The organism is Variovorax sp. RTB1, from assembly GCF_035018765.1.
Taxonomy (GTDB): Bacteria; Pseudomonadota; Gammaproteobacteria; order Burkholderiales; family Burkholderiaceae_C; genus Variovorax.
In genome coordinates this window covers 20,089-37,416 of record NZ_JASJXG010000017.1, presented here as the reverse complement: position 1 = coordinate 37,416, position 17,328 = coordinate 20,089, and the positions used below count along the sequence as shown (strand labels likewise).

At 61.4% G+C, this 17,328-nt stretch carries 14 protein-coding genes; 9 read left to right on the top strand and 5 right to left on the bottom strand.

Annotated features, from left to right (window positions below; translation table 11 throughout):
- Positions 1-35: 35 nt before the first annotated feature.
- Complete coding sequence (locus QN397_RS12795; protein ID WP_323501026.1) at positions 36-794, bottom strand: SDR family NAD(P)-dependent oxidoreductase; 759 nt, start codon at positions 792-794, stop codon at positions 36-38.
- Positions 795-930: 136 nt separating this feature from the next.
- Positions 931-1,593: a GntR family transcriptional regulator gene (locus QN397_RS12790; protein ID WP_323496404.1), complete on the bottom strand. Its 663-nt coding sequence runs from the start codon at positions 1,591-1,593 to the stop codon at positions 931-933.
- Positions 1,594-1,710: 117 nt separating this feature from the next.
- Here QN397_RS12790 and scpA point away from each other — a divergent pair, with 117 nt between their 5' ends.
- Genes scpA through QN397_RS12765 form a run of 5 tightly spaced genes read left to right on the top strand, consistent with a single transcriptional unit; the run spans position 1,711 to position 9,097 of the window.
- Positions 1,711-3,870, top strand: a complete 2,160-nt coding sequence (scpA, locus tag QN397_RS12785; RefSeq protein WP_323496405.1) for a methylmalonyl-CoA mutase — start codon at positions 1,711-1,713, stop codon at positions 3,868-3,870.
- A 2-nt stretch (positions 3,871-3,872) separates the two neighbouring features.
- Positions 3,873-4,919, top strand: a complete 1,047-nt coding sequence (gene meaB / locus QN397_RS12780) for a methylmalonyl Co-A mutase-associated GTPase MeaB (protein ID WP_323496406.1) — start codon at positions 3,873-3,875, stop codon at positions 4,917-4,919.
- Positions 4,920-4,965: 46 nt separating this feature from the next.
- Positions 4,966-6,510: an acyl-CoA carboxylase subunit beta gene (locus QN397_RS12775; protein WP_187052497.1), complete on the top strand. Its 1,545-nt coding sequence runs from the start codon at positions 4,966-4,968 to the stop codon at positions 6,508-6,510.
- A gap of 17 nt (positions 6,511-6,527) precedes the next feature.
- A complete protein-coding gene (locus QN397_RS12770) occupies positions 6,528-8,576 on the top strand; it encodes an acetyl/propionyl/methylcrotonyl-CoA carboxylase subunit alpha (RefSeq protein WP_323496407.1) in 2,049 nt (682 codons plus the stop codon).
- Complete coding sequence (locus tag QN397_RS12765; protein ID WP_323496408.1) at positions 8,576-9,097, top strand: VOC family protein; 522 nt, start codon at positions 8,576-8,578, stop codon at positions 9,095-9,097. Before QN397_RS12770 ends, QN397_RS12765 begins: the two co-directional genes overlap by 1 nt.
- Positions 9,098-9,101: 4 nt before the next feature.
- On the opposite strand, the gene QN397_RS12760 is transcribed toward QN397_RS12765, so the two are convergent.
- The 3 genes from QN397_RS12760 to QN397_RS12750 form a co-directional block, all read right to left on the bottom strand.
- Positions 9,102-9,755, bottom strand: coding sequence for an RnfABCDGE type electron transport complex subunit B (locus QN397_RS12760; RefSeq protein WP_323496409.1), 654 nt, complete (start codon positions 9,753-9,755; stop codon positions 9,102-9,104).
- 17 nt (positions 9,756-9,772) lie between these two features.
- Complete coding sequence (locus QN397_RS12755; RefSeq protein ID WP_323496410.1) at positions 9,773-11,251, bottom strand: polyhydroxyalkanoate depolymerase; 1,479 nt, start codon at positions 11,249-11,251, stop codon at positions 9,773-9,775.
- 122 nt (positions 11,252-11,373) lie between these two features.
- The gene (locus QN397_RS12750) at positions 11,374-12,570 is read right to left on the bottom strand and encodes an amino acid aminotransferase (RefSeq protein ID WP_323496411.1); all 1,197 of its coding nucleotides are present in this window, start codon (positions 12,568-12,570) and stop codon (positions 11,374-11,376) included.
- Positions 12,571-12,676: 106 nt separating this feature from the next.
- On the opposite strand from QN397_RS12750, the gene uvrB reads away from it, so the two are divergent.
- The 4 genes from uvrB (at position 12,677) to iscU (ending at position 17,327) form a co-directional block, all read left to right on the top strand.
- Positions 12,677-14,812, top strand: a complete 2,136-nt coding sequence (gene uvrB / locus QN397_RS12745; protein ID WP_323496412.1) for an excinuclease ABC subunit UvrB — start codon at positions 12,677-12,679, stop codon at positions 14,810-14,812.
- Between the two features lie 230 nt (positions 14,813-15,042).
- Positions 15,043-15,579 carry a Fe-S cluster assembly transcriptional regulator IscR gene (iscR, locus tag QN397_RS12740; RefSeq protein WP_187052491.1) on the top strand — a complete coding sequence of 179 codons (537 nt, stop codon included), beginning with the start codon at positions 15,043-15,045 and terminating at the stop codon, positions 15,577-15,579.
- 77 nt (positions 15,580-15,656) lie between these two features.
- The gene (locus tag QN397_RS12735) at positions 15,657-16,877 is read left to right on the top strand and encodes an IscS subfamily cysteine desulfurase (protein ID WP_187052490.1); all 1,221 of its coding nucleotides are present in this window, start codon (positions 15,657-15,659) and stop codon (positions 16,875-16,877) included.
- A gap of 27 nt (positions 16,878-16,904) precedes the next feature.
- Positions 16,905-17,327 carry a Fe-S cluster assembly scaffold IscU gene (gene iscU / locus QN397_RS12730; protein ID WP_187052489.1) on the top strand — a complete coding sequence of 141 codons (423 nt, stop codon included), beginning with the start codon at positions 16,905-16,907 and terminating at the stop codon, positions 17,325-17,327.
- Position 17,328 lies beyond the last annotated feature (1 nt).

Below are 17,328 nucleotides of genomic sequence, written 5' to 3'. Positions count from 1 at the left end.
AGAGAAGCGTTGAAATGGAACGACGGTGCGGCCAGTCACAGGGTCATGCCGCCATCGACGTGAAGGATCTGGCCGGTGATAAAGGCCGCCTCACGGCTCAGCAAAAAGGCGATGGGTGCTGCGATGTCATCGGGCGTGGCGAGCCGGCCGGCGGGCACGCGCAACAGCGCTTGCTTCCATTGCTCGTCGGTCAGCGCACCGGCGTTGGCGCGGTCTTTGCGGACGTAGCCTGGCGCTACCGCGTTGACCGTGACACCGCGTGCAGCGTTCTCGGCCGCCGCTGCTTTGACCAGTGCCTCGACGCCGGCCTTGGCTGCGGCGGTGGCTGGAAACGTCGATGCGCCCAGCGTGAAGCGGTGCGCCACGAAGGAGCTGACGGCCACGAAGCGGCCTTGCCCAGAAAGTGCGAGCAGCGGCAGGCTTTTGCGCAGAAGGTGCGCGACGGAAACGACCATGGTCCGAAGCGATCGTTCGAGGATGTCGTCGTCGAGTTCGGCGAGGCTGGTCTTGTCGGCGAAGCCGGCATTGGCGACCACGCCGCGCAGTCCGCCAGCATCGCCAGGCGCCCCACCAAGCGCCATCGCAGCATCGAGAAGCGCATCGACGGTCGATGGCAGCGCCATGTCGCCGACCACCACCGTGGTGCGCACCGCACTGCATTCCGCTGCCACGGCGTCAGCCGCTGCACGCCGGCTGCCGGTATGGATCACGAGGTCGATGCCCTGTGCCGCCAGGCGTCGACACGTCGCTGCTCCGATGCCCGAGCCCGCGCCGGTCACGACCACACTGCTCATTCGAACTGCCTTGTTTTCGGTCACCGAATGGCGCCGCTGCTTTATGGATGCAAGTATTGTGCAAGCAAAAGTAGGGTGTCACCGCCTCGTACATGAGGCCGACCACGAGCTGCGGGTAGGGCGAAGCTTCGGGGCCTCAGGGAACGTGGGCACCCGTTGCAGCCTTCAATCCACTCTCAAAATGCTCCTGCATTCGCTGCATGGCGGCCGGCCCGTCGCGCGCCGTGATCGCCTTCATCAGCGCGTCGTGCTCCCTGAGCGATTCGCGCGCGCGCGGCTCTTTGAAAAGCGAGCTGTGGCCTTTGAGCTTCATGATCTTGCGCAGGTCGGCCACCATCTGCACCCGCCAGCGGTTGTTGGCAATTTCCAGCAGGCGCGTATGAAAGGCGATGTTCAGCGCCAGAAAGGCCGCGTAGTTGGGGCGCGGCATGCTCAGCGCTGCCTGAAGCTGCGCGTGCAGTGCTTCGAGTTCGTCCCGCTGTGACTTTGTGGCAGTGACCGCGACGGTCGCTGCGGCGTCGCTTTCCAGCAGCGAGAGCAGGTGATAAACGTCGACCAGATCGCGCTCGGACACCTCGGTCACGTAGGCGCCGCGTCGCACCTTCATCGTGATCAGGCCCTCGGCGGCCAGCACCTTCAACGCTTCGCGCAGTGGCGTGCGGCTGATGCCGTACTCCTCCGCCAGCTTCAGTTCGTCGATCCATGCGCCCGGTTCCAGCTCCTGATTGAAGATGCGTTGGCGCAGCAGCTCGGCCACCTCTTCGTAGAGGGCTCGCGGAGTAAGCGTGACAGCGGACATGCGCGAACTGTACTGCAATGACGCCATCTGAATTAATAATTATGGATCGGGTAGACTCGTCTTGAACTGCCCGGACTCAGCGGAGACACTGGGAACAACTTTGCAAAAGCGGCGCCCATGAGCACACCCGAACCGACCTTCCCACCCGTCAGCCTCGAGGCATGGACCAAAGCGGCTGCAAAGTCGGCGCCGGGTGGCGACGTCAATGCGCTGAACTGGCTGACACCGGACGGCATCAGCGTCAAGCCGCTCTACACTGCCGCCGACCTCAAGGGCTTGAAGTACACCGACACGATGCCGGGGTTCGAGCCCTACCTGCGCGGGCCGCAAGCCACGATGTACGCAGTGCGGCCCTGGACCATCCGGCAGTACGCCGGCTTCTCGACTGCAGAAGAGTCCAACGCCTTCTATCGCAAGGCGCTGGCTGCCGGCGGCCAGGGCGTGAGCGTCGCGTTCGATCTGCCGACACACCGCGGCTACGACAGCGACCACCCGCGGGTGACGGGCGATGTCGGCAAGGCGGGCGTAGCAATCGACTCGGTCGAAGACATGAAGATCCTGTTCGACCAGATTCCGCTCGACAAGGTGTCGGTATCTATGACGATGAACGGCGCCGTGTTGCCGGTGCTGGCCGGCTACATCGTGGCCGGCGAAGAGCAGGGCGTGCCGCAAGACCAGTTGAGCGGGACTATTCAGAACGATATTCTGAAAGAGTTCATGGTGCGCAACACCTACATCTTTCCGCCGGCGCCGAGCATGCGGATCATCGGCGACATCATCGAGTACACGGCGCACAAGATGCCGAAGTTCAACTCGATCAGCATCAGCGGTTATCACATGCAGGAGGCCGGTGCCAACCAGGCGTTGGAACTGGCCTTCACGCTGGCTGATGGCAAGGAGTACGTCAAGACGGCCTTGGCCAAGGGGCTCGACGTCGACGTGTTCGCGGGGCGCCTGAGTTTCTTCTGGGCCATCGGAATGAACTTCTATCTGGAAGTCGCCAAGATGCGCGCCGCGCGCTTGCTGTGGTGCCGCATCATGAAAGACTTCGAGCCCAAGAACGCCAAGAGCCTGATGCTGCGCACGCACTGCCAGACCAGCGGCTGGTCGCTCACCGAACAAGACCCGTACAACAACGTCGTGCGCACCACCATCGAGGCAATGGCCGCGGTGTTCGGCGGCACGCAAAGCCTGCACACCAATGCGCTCGATGAAGCGATTGCACTGCCGACCGAGTTCAGCTCGCGCATCGCACGCAACACGCAACTCATCATTCAGGAAGAGACCCACATCACCAGCGTGGTCGACCCATGGGCCGGCAGCTACATGATGGAAAAGCTGACCCAGGACATGGCCGACAAGGCCTGGGAAATCATCGAAGAAGTCGAAGCCATGGGCGGCATGATCAAGGCCGTCGACAGCGGCTGGGCCAAGCTCAAGATCGAAGCCGCCGCCGCCGACAAGCAGGCGCGCATCGATTCCGGCCGTGACGTGATCGTCGGCGTCAACAAGTACAAGCTAAAGACTGAAGACGCGATCGACAGTTTGTCGATCGACAACGTGAAAGTGCGCGACGGCCAGATCGCCAAGCTGAAGGCGATTCGCGCTTCGCGTGACTCGGCCGCCGTGCAGGTGGCACTCGATGCACTGACAGCCGCCGCCGAGAGCGGCGAGGGCAACATGCTGGCGCTGAGCATCGATGCGGTGCGCCTGCGCGCCACGGTCGGCGAGATCAGCGACGCGCTGGAAAAAGTCTATGGCCGGCATCGCGCCGACACGCAGAAGGTCACCGGCGTTTATGCCGCAGCCTATGACTCGGCCGAGGGCTGGGAAGCGCTCCAAAACGAGATCGCCTTGTTTGCTGAAGAGCAGGGCCGCCGTCCACGCGTGATGATTTCCAAGCTCGGGCAAGACGGCCACGACCGCGGCGCCAAGGTTGTCGCCACGGCCTTCGCTGACCTTGGTTTCGACGTCGATATGGGTCCGTTGTTCCAGACGCCTGAGGAGTGCGCGCGCCAGGCCATCGAGAACGACGTGCATGCAGTCGGCGTCTCGACCCTTGCCGCTGGCCACAAGACGCTGGTGCCGGCGATCATCGCCGAGCTGAAGAAGCAGGGCGCCGACGACATCATCGTGTTCGTCGGCGGCGTGATTCCGCGCGGCGATTACGAGATGCTTTACGAGGCCGGCGTGAAAGGCATCTACGGCCCGGGGACGCCGATCCCGGCGAGTGCCAAGGATGTGCTGGAGCAGATTCGCGCTTCGATTGCGGCCTGAACATGCCGGGGGAGCGCACCACGGTCACGTCCGATTCCTTGTTGAGTGCCGAAGGCCCCGCGCAGCGGCGCGCCATTGCCAAGGCGATCACGCTGCTGGAATCGACCCGAGCCGACCATCGAGCGCAAGCGGACGAGTTGCTCACCGCTTTGCTGCCACACACGGGCCAGTCGTTTCGGCTGGGCATCTCGGGCGTTCCGGGTGTCGGCAAGTCGACCTTCATTGAAACGCTCGGCCTCTTGTTGATCGACAAGGGGCATCGGGTCGCAGTGCTCACCATCGACCCATCGTCTTCCGTGTCGGGCGGCTCGATCCTCGGCGACAAGACACGCATGGAACGACTCTCGGTGCATGAGCGCGCCTACATTCGGCCGAGCCCGTCGTCGGGCACGCTGGGTGGCGTGGCAGAGAAGACGCGCGAAGCGATGCTGGTGTGCGAGGCTGCGGGGTATGACATCGTCATTGTCGAAACCGTCGGCGTCGGCCAGAGCGAAACTGCGGTGGCGGGCATGACCGACATGTTCGTGCTGATGCAACTGCCGAACGCCGGTGACGATCTGCAGGCGATCAAGAAGGGTGTGATGGAACTGGCCGACCTGGTCGTGATCAACAAGGCCGATCTCGACAAGGATGCCGCCACGCGCGCGCAGGCGCAGATAACTTCTGCGCTGCGCCTGTTCGGCCATCAGGGCAATCCTGATCATGTGCATGCGATGCACGATGCGTACAACGGCGCCGACGTACGCTTCTGGTTGCCGCGCGTGATGCAGTTGAGTGCGCTCGCCGGTACCGGCGTCGACGCGTTCTGGGACTCGGTCACACAGTTCAAGGCACTGCAGGCTGGCAATGGCAAGCTGGTGAAGCGGCGTGAAAAGCAGTCGCTGTCCTGGATGTGGGAGCGCATCGACGCTGGTCTGAAGCACGCTTTTCGACATCATCCGCAGGTGCGCGAAATGTTGCCGCAACTGACGCGGCAAGTGGTCGAAGGCACGCTGCCGGCGTCGACCGCAGCGCGCACTTTGCTCGCCATAGCGGCTGGCCAGATGTAGCCCGGAATACAAGAATCAATCGAACTTCAGCTTTGGAGAAACAACCATGCAAGAACTGATCGACCAACTCGAAGAGCGCCGCGCCAAGGCCCGGCTCGGCGGTGGACAAAAGCGCATCGATGCACAGCACAAGAAGGGCAAGCTCACCGCGCGCGAGCGCATCGAACTGCTGCTCGACGACAACACCTTCGAAGAGTGGGACATGTTCGTCGAGCATCGGTCGGTCGACTTCGGCATGGCGGAGCAGAAGATTCCAGGTGACGGTGTGGTCACTGGTTACGGAATGATCAACGGCCGGCTGGTCTTCGTCTTCAGCCAGGACTTCACCGTTTTCGGCGGTGCGTTGAGTGAAGCGCATGCCGAGAAAATCTGCAAGGTAATGGACCAGGCGATGAAGGTTGGCGCACCGGTTATCGGCCTCAACGATTCCGGCGGCGCGCGCATCCAGGAAGGCGTGGCCTCGCTCGGCGGTTATGCCGACGTGTTCCAGCGCAACGTGATGGCGTCGGGCGTGGTGCCGCAGATCAGCATGATCATGGGCCCGTGCGCCGGCGGCGCTGTGTACTCGCCCGCCATGACCGATTTCATCTTCATGGTGAAGGACTCGAGCTACATGTTCGTCACTGGCCCCGAGGTCGTGAAGACGGTGACACACGAGAACGTGACGGCCGAAGAACTCGGTGGCGCCATCACGCACACCACGCGCAGTGGCGTGGCCGACAGGGCATTCGAAAACGACGTCGAAGCGCTGATGATGCTGCGCCGGCTCTACAACTACCTGCCGCTCAATAACCGCGAGAAATCGCCGGTGCGCCTTGGCAACAACGGCAAGGGCGATCCGGCCGACCGACCCGATTTTTCGCTCGATACGCTGGTGCCCGACAACGCCAACAAGCCGTACGACATGAAGGAGTTGATCCTCAAGGTGGTCGACGACGGCGACTTCTTCGAGTTGCAGCCCGAGTACGCGAAAAACATCGTTATCGGCTTCGCCCGCATGGAGGGGCAGACCGTCGGCATCGTGGCCAACCAGCCCCTGGTGCTGGCTGGTTGTCTCGACATCAAAAGCAGCATCAAGGCGGCGCGCTTCGTGCGCTTTTGCGATTGCTTCAACATTCCGGTCGTCACCTTTGTCGACGTACCCGGCTTCATGCCCGGCACGGGGCAGGAGTACGGCGGGATCATCAAGCACGGCGCGAAGCTGCTCTATGCGTACGCTGAGTGCACAGTGCCGAAGATCACGGTGATCACGCGCAAAGCCTACGGCGGCGCTTACGACGTGATGGCGTCGAAGCATCTGCGCGGCGACGTCAATCTCGCATGGCCGCGCGCCGAGATCGCGGTGATGGGCGCCAAGGGTGCGGTCGAAATCATCTTTCGCGAAGACAAGAACGACCCGGAGAAGCTGGCTGCGCGCGAGGCCGAATACAAAGCGCGTTTTGCCAACCCGTATGTGGCGAGCGCACGTGGTTACATCGACGACGTGATCCTGCCTCACGAGACGCGCAAGCGCATCTGCCGCTCGCTCGTGATGCTTCGGGCCAAGAAGCTCGAGAACCCGTGGCGCAAGCACGGGAACATTCCGCTCTGAGCTCCTAGAAGAAGAACATGTTTAAAAAAATCCTGATCGCCAACCGCGGCGAAATCGCCTGTCGCGTCATCAAGACCGCGAAGAAGATGGGCATCCTGACCGTCGCGGTTTATTCCGATGCCGATAAGGAAGCGCGCCATGTCGAACTGGCCGACGAGGCGGTGCACATCGGTGGCGCAGCCAGCCGCGACAGTTATCTGCAGGTCGACCGCATCATCGCGGCGTGCAAGCAGACTGGTGCCGAAGCGGTGCATCCGGGCTACGGCTTCCTGTCGGAGAACGAAGCCTTCGCGCGCAAGGTCGAAGAAGAGGGCATCGTCTTCATCGGCCCCAAGCACTATTCGATCGCGGCGATGGGCGACAAGATCGCCTCCAAGAAGTTGGCGAACGAGGCCAAGGTCAACACCATTCCGGGCTGGAACGAAGCCATCGAAACCGCCGAACGCGCAGTCGAGATCGCCAGGGAAATCGGCTATCCGGTGATGATCAAGGCGTCGGCCGGCGGCGGGGGCAAAGGCTTGCGTGTTGCGAACGACGACAAGGAAGCGTTCGAAGGCTTTTCCGCTTGCCGCAACGAGGCGCGCAACAGCTTCGGCGATGACCGGGTCTTTATCGAGAAGTTCGTGGTCGAACCGCGCCACATCGAAATCCAGGTGCTGGGCGATTCGCAGGGCAACGTGATCTACCTGAACGAGCGTGAATGCTCGATCCAGCGGCGCCACCAGAAAGTGATCGAAGAGGCGCCGTCACCTTTCATCACGGACGCCACGCGCAAGGCGATGGGAGAGCAGGCGGTGTTGCTGGCCAAGGCCGTTAAGTACCAGAGTGCCGGCACAGTCGAGTTCGTGGTCGGCAAGGACCAGAGCTTTTACTTTCTGGAGATGAACACGCGGCTGCAGGTGGAACATCCGGTGACGGAGTGCATCACCGGGCTCGACCTGGTCGAACTCATGATTCGCGTCGCGGCGGGTGAGCCGCTGCCGCTGAAGCAGGCCGACGTGAAGCGTGAGGGCTGGGCCATCGAATGCCGCATCAATGCCGAAGATCCGTTTCGCAGCTTCCTGCCGTCGACCGGCCGGTTGGTGAAGTTCCAGCCGCCGGAAGAGACGATGTTCTCTGCCGATACCGCGCATCTCTACGGCGTGCGCGTCGATACGGGCGTGTACGACGGCGGCGAGATCCCGATGTTCTACGACTCGATGATCGCCAAGCTCATCGTGCACGGCAAGGATCGCCAGCATGCAATTGCGAAGATGCGCGAGGCACTCAATGGCTTCGTGATCCGCGGCATCAGCAGCAACATCCCGTTCCAGGCGGCGCTGTTGGCGCATCCACAGTTCGTCGCGGGTGACTTCAACACCGGCTTTATCGCCGAGCATTACGCGCATGGCTTTCATGCGGAGGACGTGCCTCACAGCGATCCGGCTTTCTTGATCGCGCTGGCCGCCTATGTGCATCGGCGCTATCGTGCGCGGGCCTCGGGCATCAGCGGCCAACTCGAAGGCCACAGCGTGAAGGTCGGCGAGCAGTTCGTGGTGGTCGAGCTTGGGCCGGAAGGAAAGCACATTCATCACCCCGTGTCCGTCACCGACTTTCAGGGCAAGAACGGTGCGAGCGCCGTGGCTGTCGGCGACAGCAATTTCAAGATCGATAGCAATGGCGCGCTCGGCAGTATTCGCGTCGAAGGTACGGTCAACGACAAGCCTTTCGTCGCGCAGGTCGAGCGCGGCGCGGGCAAGAATCCGCTGGCGTTGCGCGTGTTGCACGACGGCACGCAGATCGAAGCGATGGTCCTGTCGCCGCTCGGTGCGCGCCTGCTCGAACTGATGCCGTACAAGGCACCGCCCGACCTAAGCAAGTTCCTGATGTCCCCGATGCCGGGTCTGCTCGTCGAGGTGTCGGTGCAGCCCGGCCAGCAGGTGCAGGCGGGCGAGAAGTTGGCTGTGATCGAGGCGATGAAGATGGAGAACGTGCTCTTCGCATCGCAAGATGGCGTCGTGGGCAAAGTCTCTGCGGCCAAGGGCGAGTCGCTGGCTGTCGATCAGATCATTCTGGAGTTCGTGTGATGCCGACCGACGCAACCAATGATTCAAAGACGCGTCCTTTCAAAGTGCTTGGCATCCAGCAGATCGCTATCGGCGCGGTCGATAAGACGCGGCTGCAAAAGCTCTGGGTCGACATGCTGGGCCTGGAAGTGACGGGCACCTTTCGCAGCGAGCGCGAGAACGTGGACGAAGACATCTGCGCGATCGGCAGCGGGCCGTTCAAGGTCGAGGTCGACTTGATGCAGCCGCTGGACATCGACAAGAAGCCGGCGGTGCACACCACGCCGCTGAATCACATCGGCTTGTGGATCGATGACCTGCCGGTCGCGGTCGAGTGGCTGACCGCACAGGGCGTGCGCTTTGCGCCCGGCGGTATTCGCAAGGGCGCCGCGGGCTTCGACATCTGCTTCATGCATCCGAGGGCCAACGACGAGTTTCCCATCGCGGGCGAGGGCGTGCTGATCGAGATGGTGCAGGCCCCGCCGGGCGTGGTGAAAGCCTTTGAGGCGCTGGCTGCGGGCACGCCGCAAATCACCGCTTGAAAGATCAAGGTTTGCGCGCAGCTGCCGCAGCCCGCGCGCGTGCCATAGCGGCCTCCACCACCGAGCGTTTGCGAGCATCGGCATCGACATCGGCGTTAGGTGCATCTGCCGAGGCGTCCTGAGCCAGTTTCGCTGCGGCTTCTTCTCGCGCCGGGCGGCGTACCTTGTGGGATTCGTAGCGTTGCCGTGAATGGTCTGCCTGTGTCGACGACCATGCATCCCATCCGCTCAAGCCCGGCGTTTCTACTTCGAGCGAGATGCAGTCGACCGGACATACCGGAATGCAGAGTTCGCAGCCCGTACAGTGCGCTTCGATCACCGTGTGCATCCGCTTGTGGATGCCCAGGATGGCGTCGGTTGGGCACGCATCGAGGCAGAGCGTGCAGCCGATGCACCAGGCTTCGTCAATGACCGCCATCAGGCGCGGTGCCTCGATTCCGAAGTGAGGGTCGAGCGCGATTGCCGGTCGGCCTGTAAGCGAGGAAAGGCGGCCTATGCCCTCCGCACCGCCGGGTGGACATTGGTTGATGGCCGCGTCGCCTGCAGCGATGGCCTCGGCATAGCCATTGCAGTCCGGATAGCCGCAACGCGTGCACTGCGTTTGCGGAAGGGCGTCGTTGATGCGCGCGGCCAGTGACCCGGACGGCGCTTCGGTCATGACTTGTGCGCGGTCGCTCAGCGCGCGCGCGTGCCGGCGCGCACTTTGCTTTTCAACGTGCCTGCTGCCATTGCCTTGGGTTGCCGAACAGTCGCGGCCGGCTTGCCCGTTGGCTTGACCGCTGGCTTTGCGATCGCTTTGGTCACAGGCTTCACCGAAGGCTTCGCGCCAGTCTGAACCGGCTTTACCGTGTCTTCTGCATCTACTGAAGGCTTGGCGAGTGCGCGGTGCTGTGCCTCGTCATGCGCCGCGATGAACTTCTGCACCTTCGGGTAGACCAAGTCGCGCCAACGGCGGCCGCTGAAGATGCCGTAATGGCCTGCGCCCTTGGCCTCGTAGTGCTCCCGCTGATTCGCAGCAATACCGGTGCAAAGGTCGTGCGCAGCCTGCGTCTGACCCGAGCCGGAGATGTCGTCCAACTCACCCTCGACGGTCAGCAAGGCGGTCGTGCGAATGTCTTGCGGACGCACACGTTCAAGCTCGCCATCAGCGTTCTTCACGTCCCAGTTGCCGTTCACCAGGCTGAAGTCCTGGAAGACGGTCTTGATGGTGTCGAGGTAGTAGTCCGCATCCATGTCGAGCACGGCGTTGTACTCGTCGTAGAACTTGCGATGCGCTTCGGCGCTGGCGTCGTCGCCCTTCATCAAGTCCTTGAAGTAATCGTAGTGGCTGGTCGCGTGACGGTCAGGATTCATTGCGACGAATCCGGTGTGCTGCAGGAAGCCCGGGTACACGCGCCGGCCCTCGCCCGGGAATCCCTGCGGGACCGGATAGATGACGTTGTTCTCGAACCAGTCGAAGCCTTTGGTCGTAGCGAGGTTGTTTACGGCGGTCGGCGATTTGCGCGCATCTATCGGGCCACCCATCATGGTCATCGTGAGCGGCAGCGTCTCGCCCTTGCTCGCCATAAGCGCCACAGCGGCCAACACCGGCACCGTCGGCTGGCAAACGCTCATTACGTGGCAGTTGCCGTATTCGGCTTGCAGCAGCCGGATGAAGTCCTGCACGTAGTGGATGTAATCATCGAGATGGAATTCGCCTTCGGACAGCGGCACGAGGCGGGCGTTTTTCCAGTCGGTAATGTAGACCTTGTGGCCTTGCAGCATGGTGCGAACAGTGTCCCGCAGCAGCGTGGCGTAGTGACCCGACAGCGGCGCAACGATGAGCACGACGGGCTGGCTTTTCAAAATCTTTAACGTGTCCGGGTCATCGGTGAACCGCTTGAAGCGACGCAGCTCGCAAAACGGCTTGTCTAGCGCAATCGCTTCGTGGATGACGACGTCGTCTCCATTCACCTTGACGCTTTCGATGCTGAACTTCGGCTTTTCGTAGTCCTTGCCGAGGCGATACATCAGCTCGTAGCCAGCGGCCATGCGCTGCGCCATGGGCATGTTGCCCCACACTGCCCCGTGGCCATAGAGTTTGGAGGCAGCTTGAGCGAAGTCCGAAAACGGCTCCATCAAGGAGCGTTGGGCTTCGTAGAGTTGGTAGAGCATTGCGTGGTTGTACTAGGATGTTGCAGTGCAATATATCAGCGGGGTCCCCGTGTTTGTAGGGGCGTAACCCCTACAAACACCACCGCAATCGTGTCAACCAAACGTTTCGATGTCCGTGCAGGTCAGATGACCTTGGCGATCGAAGCGCAGACGTAGTCGATGTTCTTGCTGTTCAGTGCCGCAACGCACATGCGGCCGGTGTCGGTGCCGTAGATGCCGAACTCTGAGCGCAACCTCACCATCTGGTCTTTGTTGAGGCCGGAGTAGCTGAACATGCCGATCTGCTTGGTGATGAAGCTCATGTCTTCCTTCACGCCAGCTGCCTTCAGTCCGTCAACCAGCTTCTGCCGCATCGCCTTGATGCGAACGCGCATTTCCGCCAGTTCGCCTTCCCACATCGCACGCAGTGCGGGGTCGCCGAGCACCGCTGCCACCACCGCGCCACCGTGAATCGGCGGATTGCTGTAGTTGGTACGGACCATGACCTTCAGTTGCGACAGCACGCGCGAGGTTTCTTCCTTGTCCTTGCACAGCACCGACAGCGCACCGACACGCTCGCCGTAAAGGCTGAAGCTCTTCGAAAACGAAGTCGACACGAAGAAGGTCAAGCCGGCTTCGACGAACTTGCCGATGGCCGCGCCATCTTCTTGGATGCCATGGGCAAAGCCCTGGTAGGCCATGTCGAGGAACGCGGTCAGGTTCTTAGCCTTGACCACGTCGACCACCTGATCCCACTGGGCGGCGGTGATGTCGTAGCCGGTCGGGTTGTGGCAGCAGGCATGCAGCACGACGATGGTGCCGGCAGGTGACGCATCGAGCGCTGCCAGCATGGCTTCGAAATTGACGCCGCGCGTAGCGGCGTCGTAGTACGGGTAGCTTTCGACCACGAAGCCGGCCTGCGTGAACAGGGCGCGATGGTTTTCCCAGCTCGGGTCGCTGATCAGCACCTTGGCATTCGGGCTCAGCTTCTTAAGGAAGTCGGCACCGACCTTCAGGCCTCCAGTGCCGCCCAGGCCTTGCACGGTCGCGACGCGGCCCGACTTCAGCGGCTCGCTGTCGGCCCCGAAGACCAGGCTCTTCACCGCGTTGTCGTACGCGACGATGCCGTCGATCGGCAAGTAGCCGCGTGCAGTCGGCGACTTCATCATGTTTTGTTCGGCGGTCTGGACGCATTTCAGTAGCGGGAGCTTGCCGTTGTCGTCGTAATAAACGCCCACACCCAGATTCACCTTGGCGGGATTGGTGTCGGCGGCGTATTGCTCGTTAAGGCCGAGGATCGGGTCGCGCGGCGCCATTTCGACCGCGGTAAACATAGACATGGAGAAAGTCCTTTGATTGAAAGCTTCGCGTGCAACCGGGCAAGCGCTTAAGCTTTCCGGTTGCATTGAATTTTACCGGCGCCACCGCCAATTGACGGGTACAGCCATGCCAGAGACCACCGAAGCCATCACCGATACAGTGACCGACGCACACAAGCTTGCAGCGATCGGGCCCGCAAAGTCGGGAACGTTCGTCACTTTTCCCGGCTCGCCCTTCGAGCTTTACCAGCCCTATCCTCCTGCGGGCGATCAGCCGAAAGCGATTGATGGCTTGGTCGAAGGCGTGAACGATGGCGAGGTGTTCCAGACCCTGCTGGGCGTGACTGGTTCCGGCAAAACCTTCACCATGGCCAACGTGATCGCCCGGCTCGGCAGGCCGGCCATCGTCTTCGCACCGAACAAGACGCTGGCGGCGCAGCTTTACAGCGAGTTCCGCGAATTTTTTCCGCATAACGCCGTCGAGTACTTCGTCAGCTACTACGACTATTACCAGCCCGAGGCCTACGTGCCTCAGCGCGACCTGTTCATCGAAAAAGACAGCTCCATCAACGAGCACATCGAGCAGATGCGGCTGTCGGCGACCAAGAGCGTGCTGGAGCGACGCGACACGGTCATCGTGGCGACGGTGAGCGCCATCTACGGCATCGGCACGCCCGAGGACTACACGCAGATGCGCTTCATCATGCGCATCGGCGACAAAATCGGCCAGCGCGATGTGATCGGGCGGCTGATCCGCATGCAGTACACGCGCAACGAACAGGATTTTTCGCGTGGGTCGTTCCGGGTGCGTGGCGACACCATCGATATTTTTCCGGCGGAGCACAGCGAGCTGGCCATCCGCATCGAGCTCTTCGACGACGAGATCGAAACACTGCAACTGTTCGATCCGCTCACCGGCCGAATCCGACAGAAAATCCCACGCTTCACGGTGTACCCATCGAGCCACTACGTGACGCCACGCGACAAGGTGATGTCTGCGGTCGAGGGCATCAAGCACGAGTTGGTCGGCCGGGTGAAGGAGTTTGTGAGCCAGGGCAAGCTGGTCGAAGCCCAACGCATAGAGCAGCGCACTCGCTTCGACCTGGAAATGCTCGCCGAGATCGGCCATTGCAAAGGCATCGAGAACTATTCGCGGCATCTTTCGGGGGCTGCGCCGGGGCAACCGCCCTCGACGTTGACCGACTACCTGCCCAAAGACGCGTTGATGTTCCTCGACGAGAGTCATCAGATGATCGGCCAGCTCAACGGCATGTATGCGGGCGACCGTGCGCGCAAGACGACGCTGGTCGAGTACGGTTTTCGCCTGCCTTCCGCGATGGACAACCGACCTCTCAAGTTCGAGGAGTTCGAGGCGCGCATGCGGCAGGCGATCTTCGTGTCTGCCACGCCGGCGCAGTACGAGAAGGACCATTCAGGCAACACGGTCGAGCAGCTGGTGCGGCCGACCGGACTGATCGATCCCGAGGTCGAGGTGCGGCCGGCCACGCATCAGGTCGACGATGTGCTGGGCGAGATTCGTCTGCGCGTCGACAAGAACGAACGGGTGCTGATCACGACGCTGACCAAGCGCATGGCCGAGCAGCTCACCGACTACCTGAGCGACAACGGCGTGAAGGTGCGTTATTTGCACAGCGATATCGACACTGTCGAACGCGTCGAAATCCTGCGCGACCTGCGTTTGGGCAGCTTCGACGTGCTGGTCGGAATCAACCTCTTGCGCGAGGGGCTGGACATTCCGGAGGTATCGCTGGTTGCCATCCTGGATGCTGACAAGGAGGGCTTCCTGCGTGCGGAGCGCTCGCTGATTCAGACGATCGGGCGTGCCGCGCGCAATGTGAATGGCAAAGCCATCCTGTATGCCGACCGGATGACCGATTCGATGAAAAAGGCGATCGACGAAACCGATCGACGTCGTACCAAGCAGATCGCCCACAACCTGGCCGAAGGCATCACGCCGCGCAGCATCGTGAAGGAAGTGCGCGACTTGATCGATGGCGTCTACAGCGAGAAAACCGGCAAGGAAATGGCCAAGCTCGACCTGGAGCGCGCCAAGGTCGAGGACATGAGCGAGAAAGATGTTGCTCGCGAGATCAAGCGCCTCGAAAAGCTGATGCTTGAGCACGCGCGCAATCTGGAGTTCGAAAAAGCGGCACGGGTCCGGGATCAGTTGGCTCAGTTGCGTGAACAGGCTTTCGGCGGCGGACGCACCGACAACATTGCCGAGGCAGTGCCCCGTAAATGAGTGATTGGCCTACAGCCCCCGAGGGGGTCGGCGGGAGTTACCCGAGCAAAACTGAAGGCTTATCGCTATACTTGACCGAATTAGTCAACAACACCAGAACTTCGCGATGAGGGACCGACTCATACCGGCTGGTGCACCAGCTAAAGAGGTCGGTCAGGGCGGAGACGAAGCTACCCGAAGCCCTCTGGCAGCGGTGTCATTTCAACGGTAAGCACTTGAAGGAGCTTGCGATGCGTCTCACTACAAAAGGCCGTTTTGCGGTCACCGCGATGATCGATCTGGCATTGCGCCAGAACACCGGTCCGGTCACGCTGGCGGCCATCAGCCAGCGGCAGCAGATTTCGCTGTCCTACCTTGAACAGCTCTTCGGCAAGCTGCGCCGCCACGAACTGGTCGAATCGACCCGCGGCCCCGGCGGCGGATACAGCCTCGGTCGTAAAGCGGCCGAGATCACTGTCGCCGACATCATCGTTTCGGTGGATGAACCCATCGACGCGACTCATTGCGGTGGCAAAGAGAATTGTCTGGGCGAGGCCGGTCGCTGCATGACGCACGAACTTTGGGCATCGCTGAATCAGCGCATGGTCGAGTTCCTCGATTCGGTCACCTTGCAAAAATTGGTCGATGACCAACTCGCCAAGGGTGTTCAGATCGAGAACAAGCCGGTGATCAAGCGCGCGATTTCGGCGCAACCGGTGGCGAAGCCTATCCGCATCAACGCGCCGAATTCGGTGTTTGCCCTCGGGAATGTCTTTGCGAAGTCGTAAAGGCCATGAACTAAGGCGCCCTCGGGTGCCTTGCCTGCAGCGACCCTCAAATTAACCAATGCCAGCCAGAGCCAGCCATGGACTTCACTCCTCATTTCCCCATCTATCTTGACTACGGCGCGACCACGCCCGTCGATCCGCGCGTCGTCGACGCAATGATTCCCTGGTTGAGCGAGCACTTCGGCAACCCGGCCTCCCGCAGTCACGCGTGGGGCTGGGAGGCGGAAGAGGCCGTCGAAAAAGGCCGCGGCTACGTCGCGGAATTGATCAATGCCGACCCTCGTGAGATCGTGTGGACTTCCGGCGCTACCGAATCGATCAACCTTGCGCTGAAAGGCGCGGCCCAGTTCTACAAAGGCAAGGGCAAGCACCTCATCACGGTCAAGACCGAGCACAAGGCCGTTCTCGACACCATGCGCGAGCTCGAACGTCAAGGCTTCGAGGTCACTTACCTCGACGTTGAAGAAAACGGTTTGCTCGACCTCGGCAAGTTCAAGGCGGCCATTCGCCCCGACACGATTCTGGCGAGCGTCATGTTCGTCAATAACGAAATCGGGGTGGTGCAAGACGTTGTCGCCATCGGTAACGCCTGCCGGGAAAAAGGCGTGTTGCTTCACGTCGATGCAGCGCAAGCGACGGGCAAGGTCGAGATCGACATCACGCAGCTGCCCATCGATTTGATGAGTCTGGCTTCGCACAAGACTTATGGTCCCAAAGGTATCGGCGCGTTGTATGTTCGGCGCAAGCCGCGCGTCCGGCTCGAAGCGCAAATGCACGGGGGTGGCCATGAGCGCGGCATGCGTTCAGGATCGTTGCCGACGCACCAGATCGTCGGAATGGGTGAAGCCTTCCGCATCGCTAAACTCGATATGAAGGCAGACAACGCCAAAGCCGCAGCGCTGCAAAAGCGCTTGCTCGATGGCCTGAAAGATGTCGAGCAGGTCTTCATCAATGGTGACCTCGAGCATCGTGTGCCGCACAACCTGAATATCAGCTTCAACTACGTCGAAGGCGAGTCGCTGATCATGGGTATCAAGGGCTTGGCGGTGTCGTCGGGCTCAGCATGCACATCAGCCAGTCTGGAGCCGAGCTATGTGTTGCGCGCTCTCGGCCGCAGCGATGAGCTTGCGCACAGTAGCCTTCGCATGACGATCGGTCGCTTCACGACCGAAGAAGAAATCGACTACGCGATTTCCACCATTAAGCACAACGTCGCCAAGCTGCGCGAGTTGAGCCCACTGTGGGAAATGTTCAAGGACGGTATCGACATCAGCGCTATCCAATGGTCGGCGCACTGAACACGATACAAAACAAGAGGTAACTTCATGGCATATTCATCCAAGGTCATAGACCACTACGAAAATCCCCGCAACGTCGGTTCGTTCGAAAAGGGCGACGACTCTGTGGGCACCGGCATGGTCGGCGCACCTGCTTGCGGCGACGTTATGAAGCTGCAGATCAAGGTCAACCCGGAAACCGGCGTGATCGAAGACGCACGTTTCAAGACCTACGGCTGCGGCTCGGCCATCGCGTCGTCGTCGTTGGTCACCGAGTGGGTCAAGGGCAAGACGCTCGACGAAGCCGCTGCGCTCAAGAACGCGCAGATCGCTGAAGAACTGGCGTTGCCGCCGGTAAAGATTCACTGCTCGATCCTGGCAGAGGACGCGATCAAGGCAGCGGTCAACGACTACAAAGCCAAGCACGCCGCATCGGCTGCCAAGGCTGCGCCTCAGGAAGCGGTTCACTGAT

Bases quoted from the DNA above. Each gene is read 5' to 3' on its own strand.
- QN397_RS12765 (WP_323496408.1), top strand. From the start codon at position 8,576: ATGCCGACCGACGCAACCAATGATTCAAAGACGCGTCCTTTCAAAGTG.
- uvrB (WP_323496412.1), top strand. From the start codon at position 12,677: ATGCCAGAGACCACCGAAGCCATCACCGATACAGTGACCGACGCACAC.
- iscR (WP_187052491.1), top strand. From the start codon at position 15,043: ATGCGTCTCACTACAAAAGGCCGTTTTGCGGTCACCGCGATGATCGAT.
- QN397_RS12770 (WP_323496407.1), top strand. From the start codon at position 6,528: ATGTTTAAAAAAATCCTGATCGCCAACCGCGGCGAAATCGCCTGTCGC.
- QN397_RS12735 (WP_187052490.1), top strand. From the start codon at position 15,657: ATGGACTTCACTCCTCATTTCCCCATCTATCTTGACTACGGCGCGACC.
- meaB (WP_323496406.1), top strand. From the start codon at position 3,873: ATGCCGGGGGAGCGCACCACGGTCACGTCCGATTCCTTGTTGAGTGCC.
- QN397_RS12760 (WP_323496409.1), bottom strand. From the start codon at position 9,755: ATGACCGAAGCGCCGTCCGGGTCACTGGCCGCGCGCATCAACGACGCC.
- QN397_RS12795 (WP_323501026.1), bottom strand. From the start codon at position 794: ATGAGCAGTGTGGTCGTGACCGGCGCGGGCTCGGGCATCGGAGCAGCG.
- QN397_RS12750 (WP_323496411.1), bottom strand. From the start codon at position 12,570: ATGTCTATGTTTACCGCGGTCGAAATGGCGCCGCGCGACCCGATCCTC.
- QN397_RS12775 (WP_187052497.1), top strand. From the start codon at position 4,966: ATGCAAGAACTGATCGACCAACTCGAAGAGCGCCGCGCCAAGGCCCGG.
- iscU (WP_187052489.1), top strand. From the start codon at position 16,905: ATGGCATATTCATCCAAGGTCATAGACCACTACGAAAATCCCCGCAAC.
- scpA (WP_323496405.1), top strand. From the start codon at position 1,711: ATGAGCACACCCGAACCGACCTTCCCACCCGTCAGCCTCGAGGCATGG.
- QN397_RS12755 (WP_323496410.1), bottom strand. From the start codon at position 11,251: ATGCTCTACCAACTCTACGAAGCCCAACGCTCCTTGATGGAGCCGTTT.
- QN397_RS12790 (WP_323496404.1), bottom strand. From the start codon at position 1,593: ATGTCCGCTGTCACGCTTACTCCGCGAGCCCTCTACGAAGAGGTGGCC.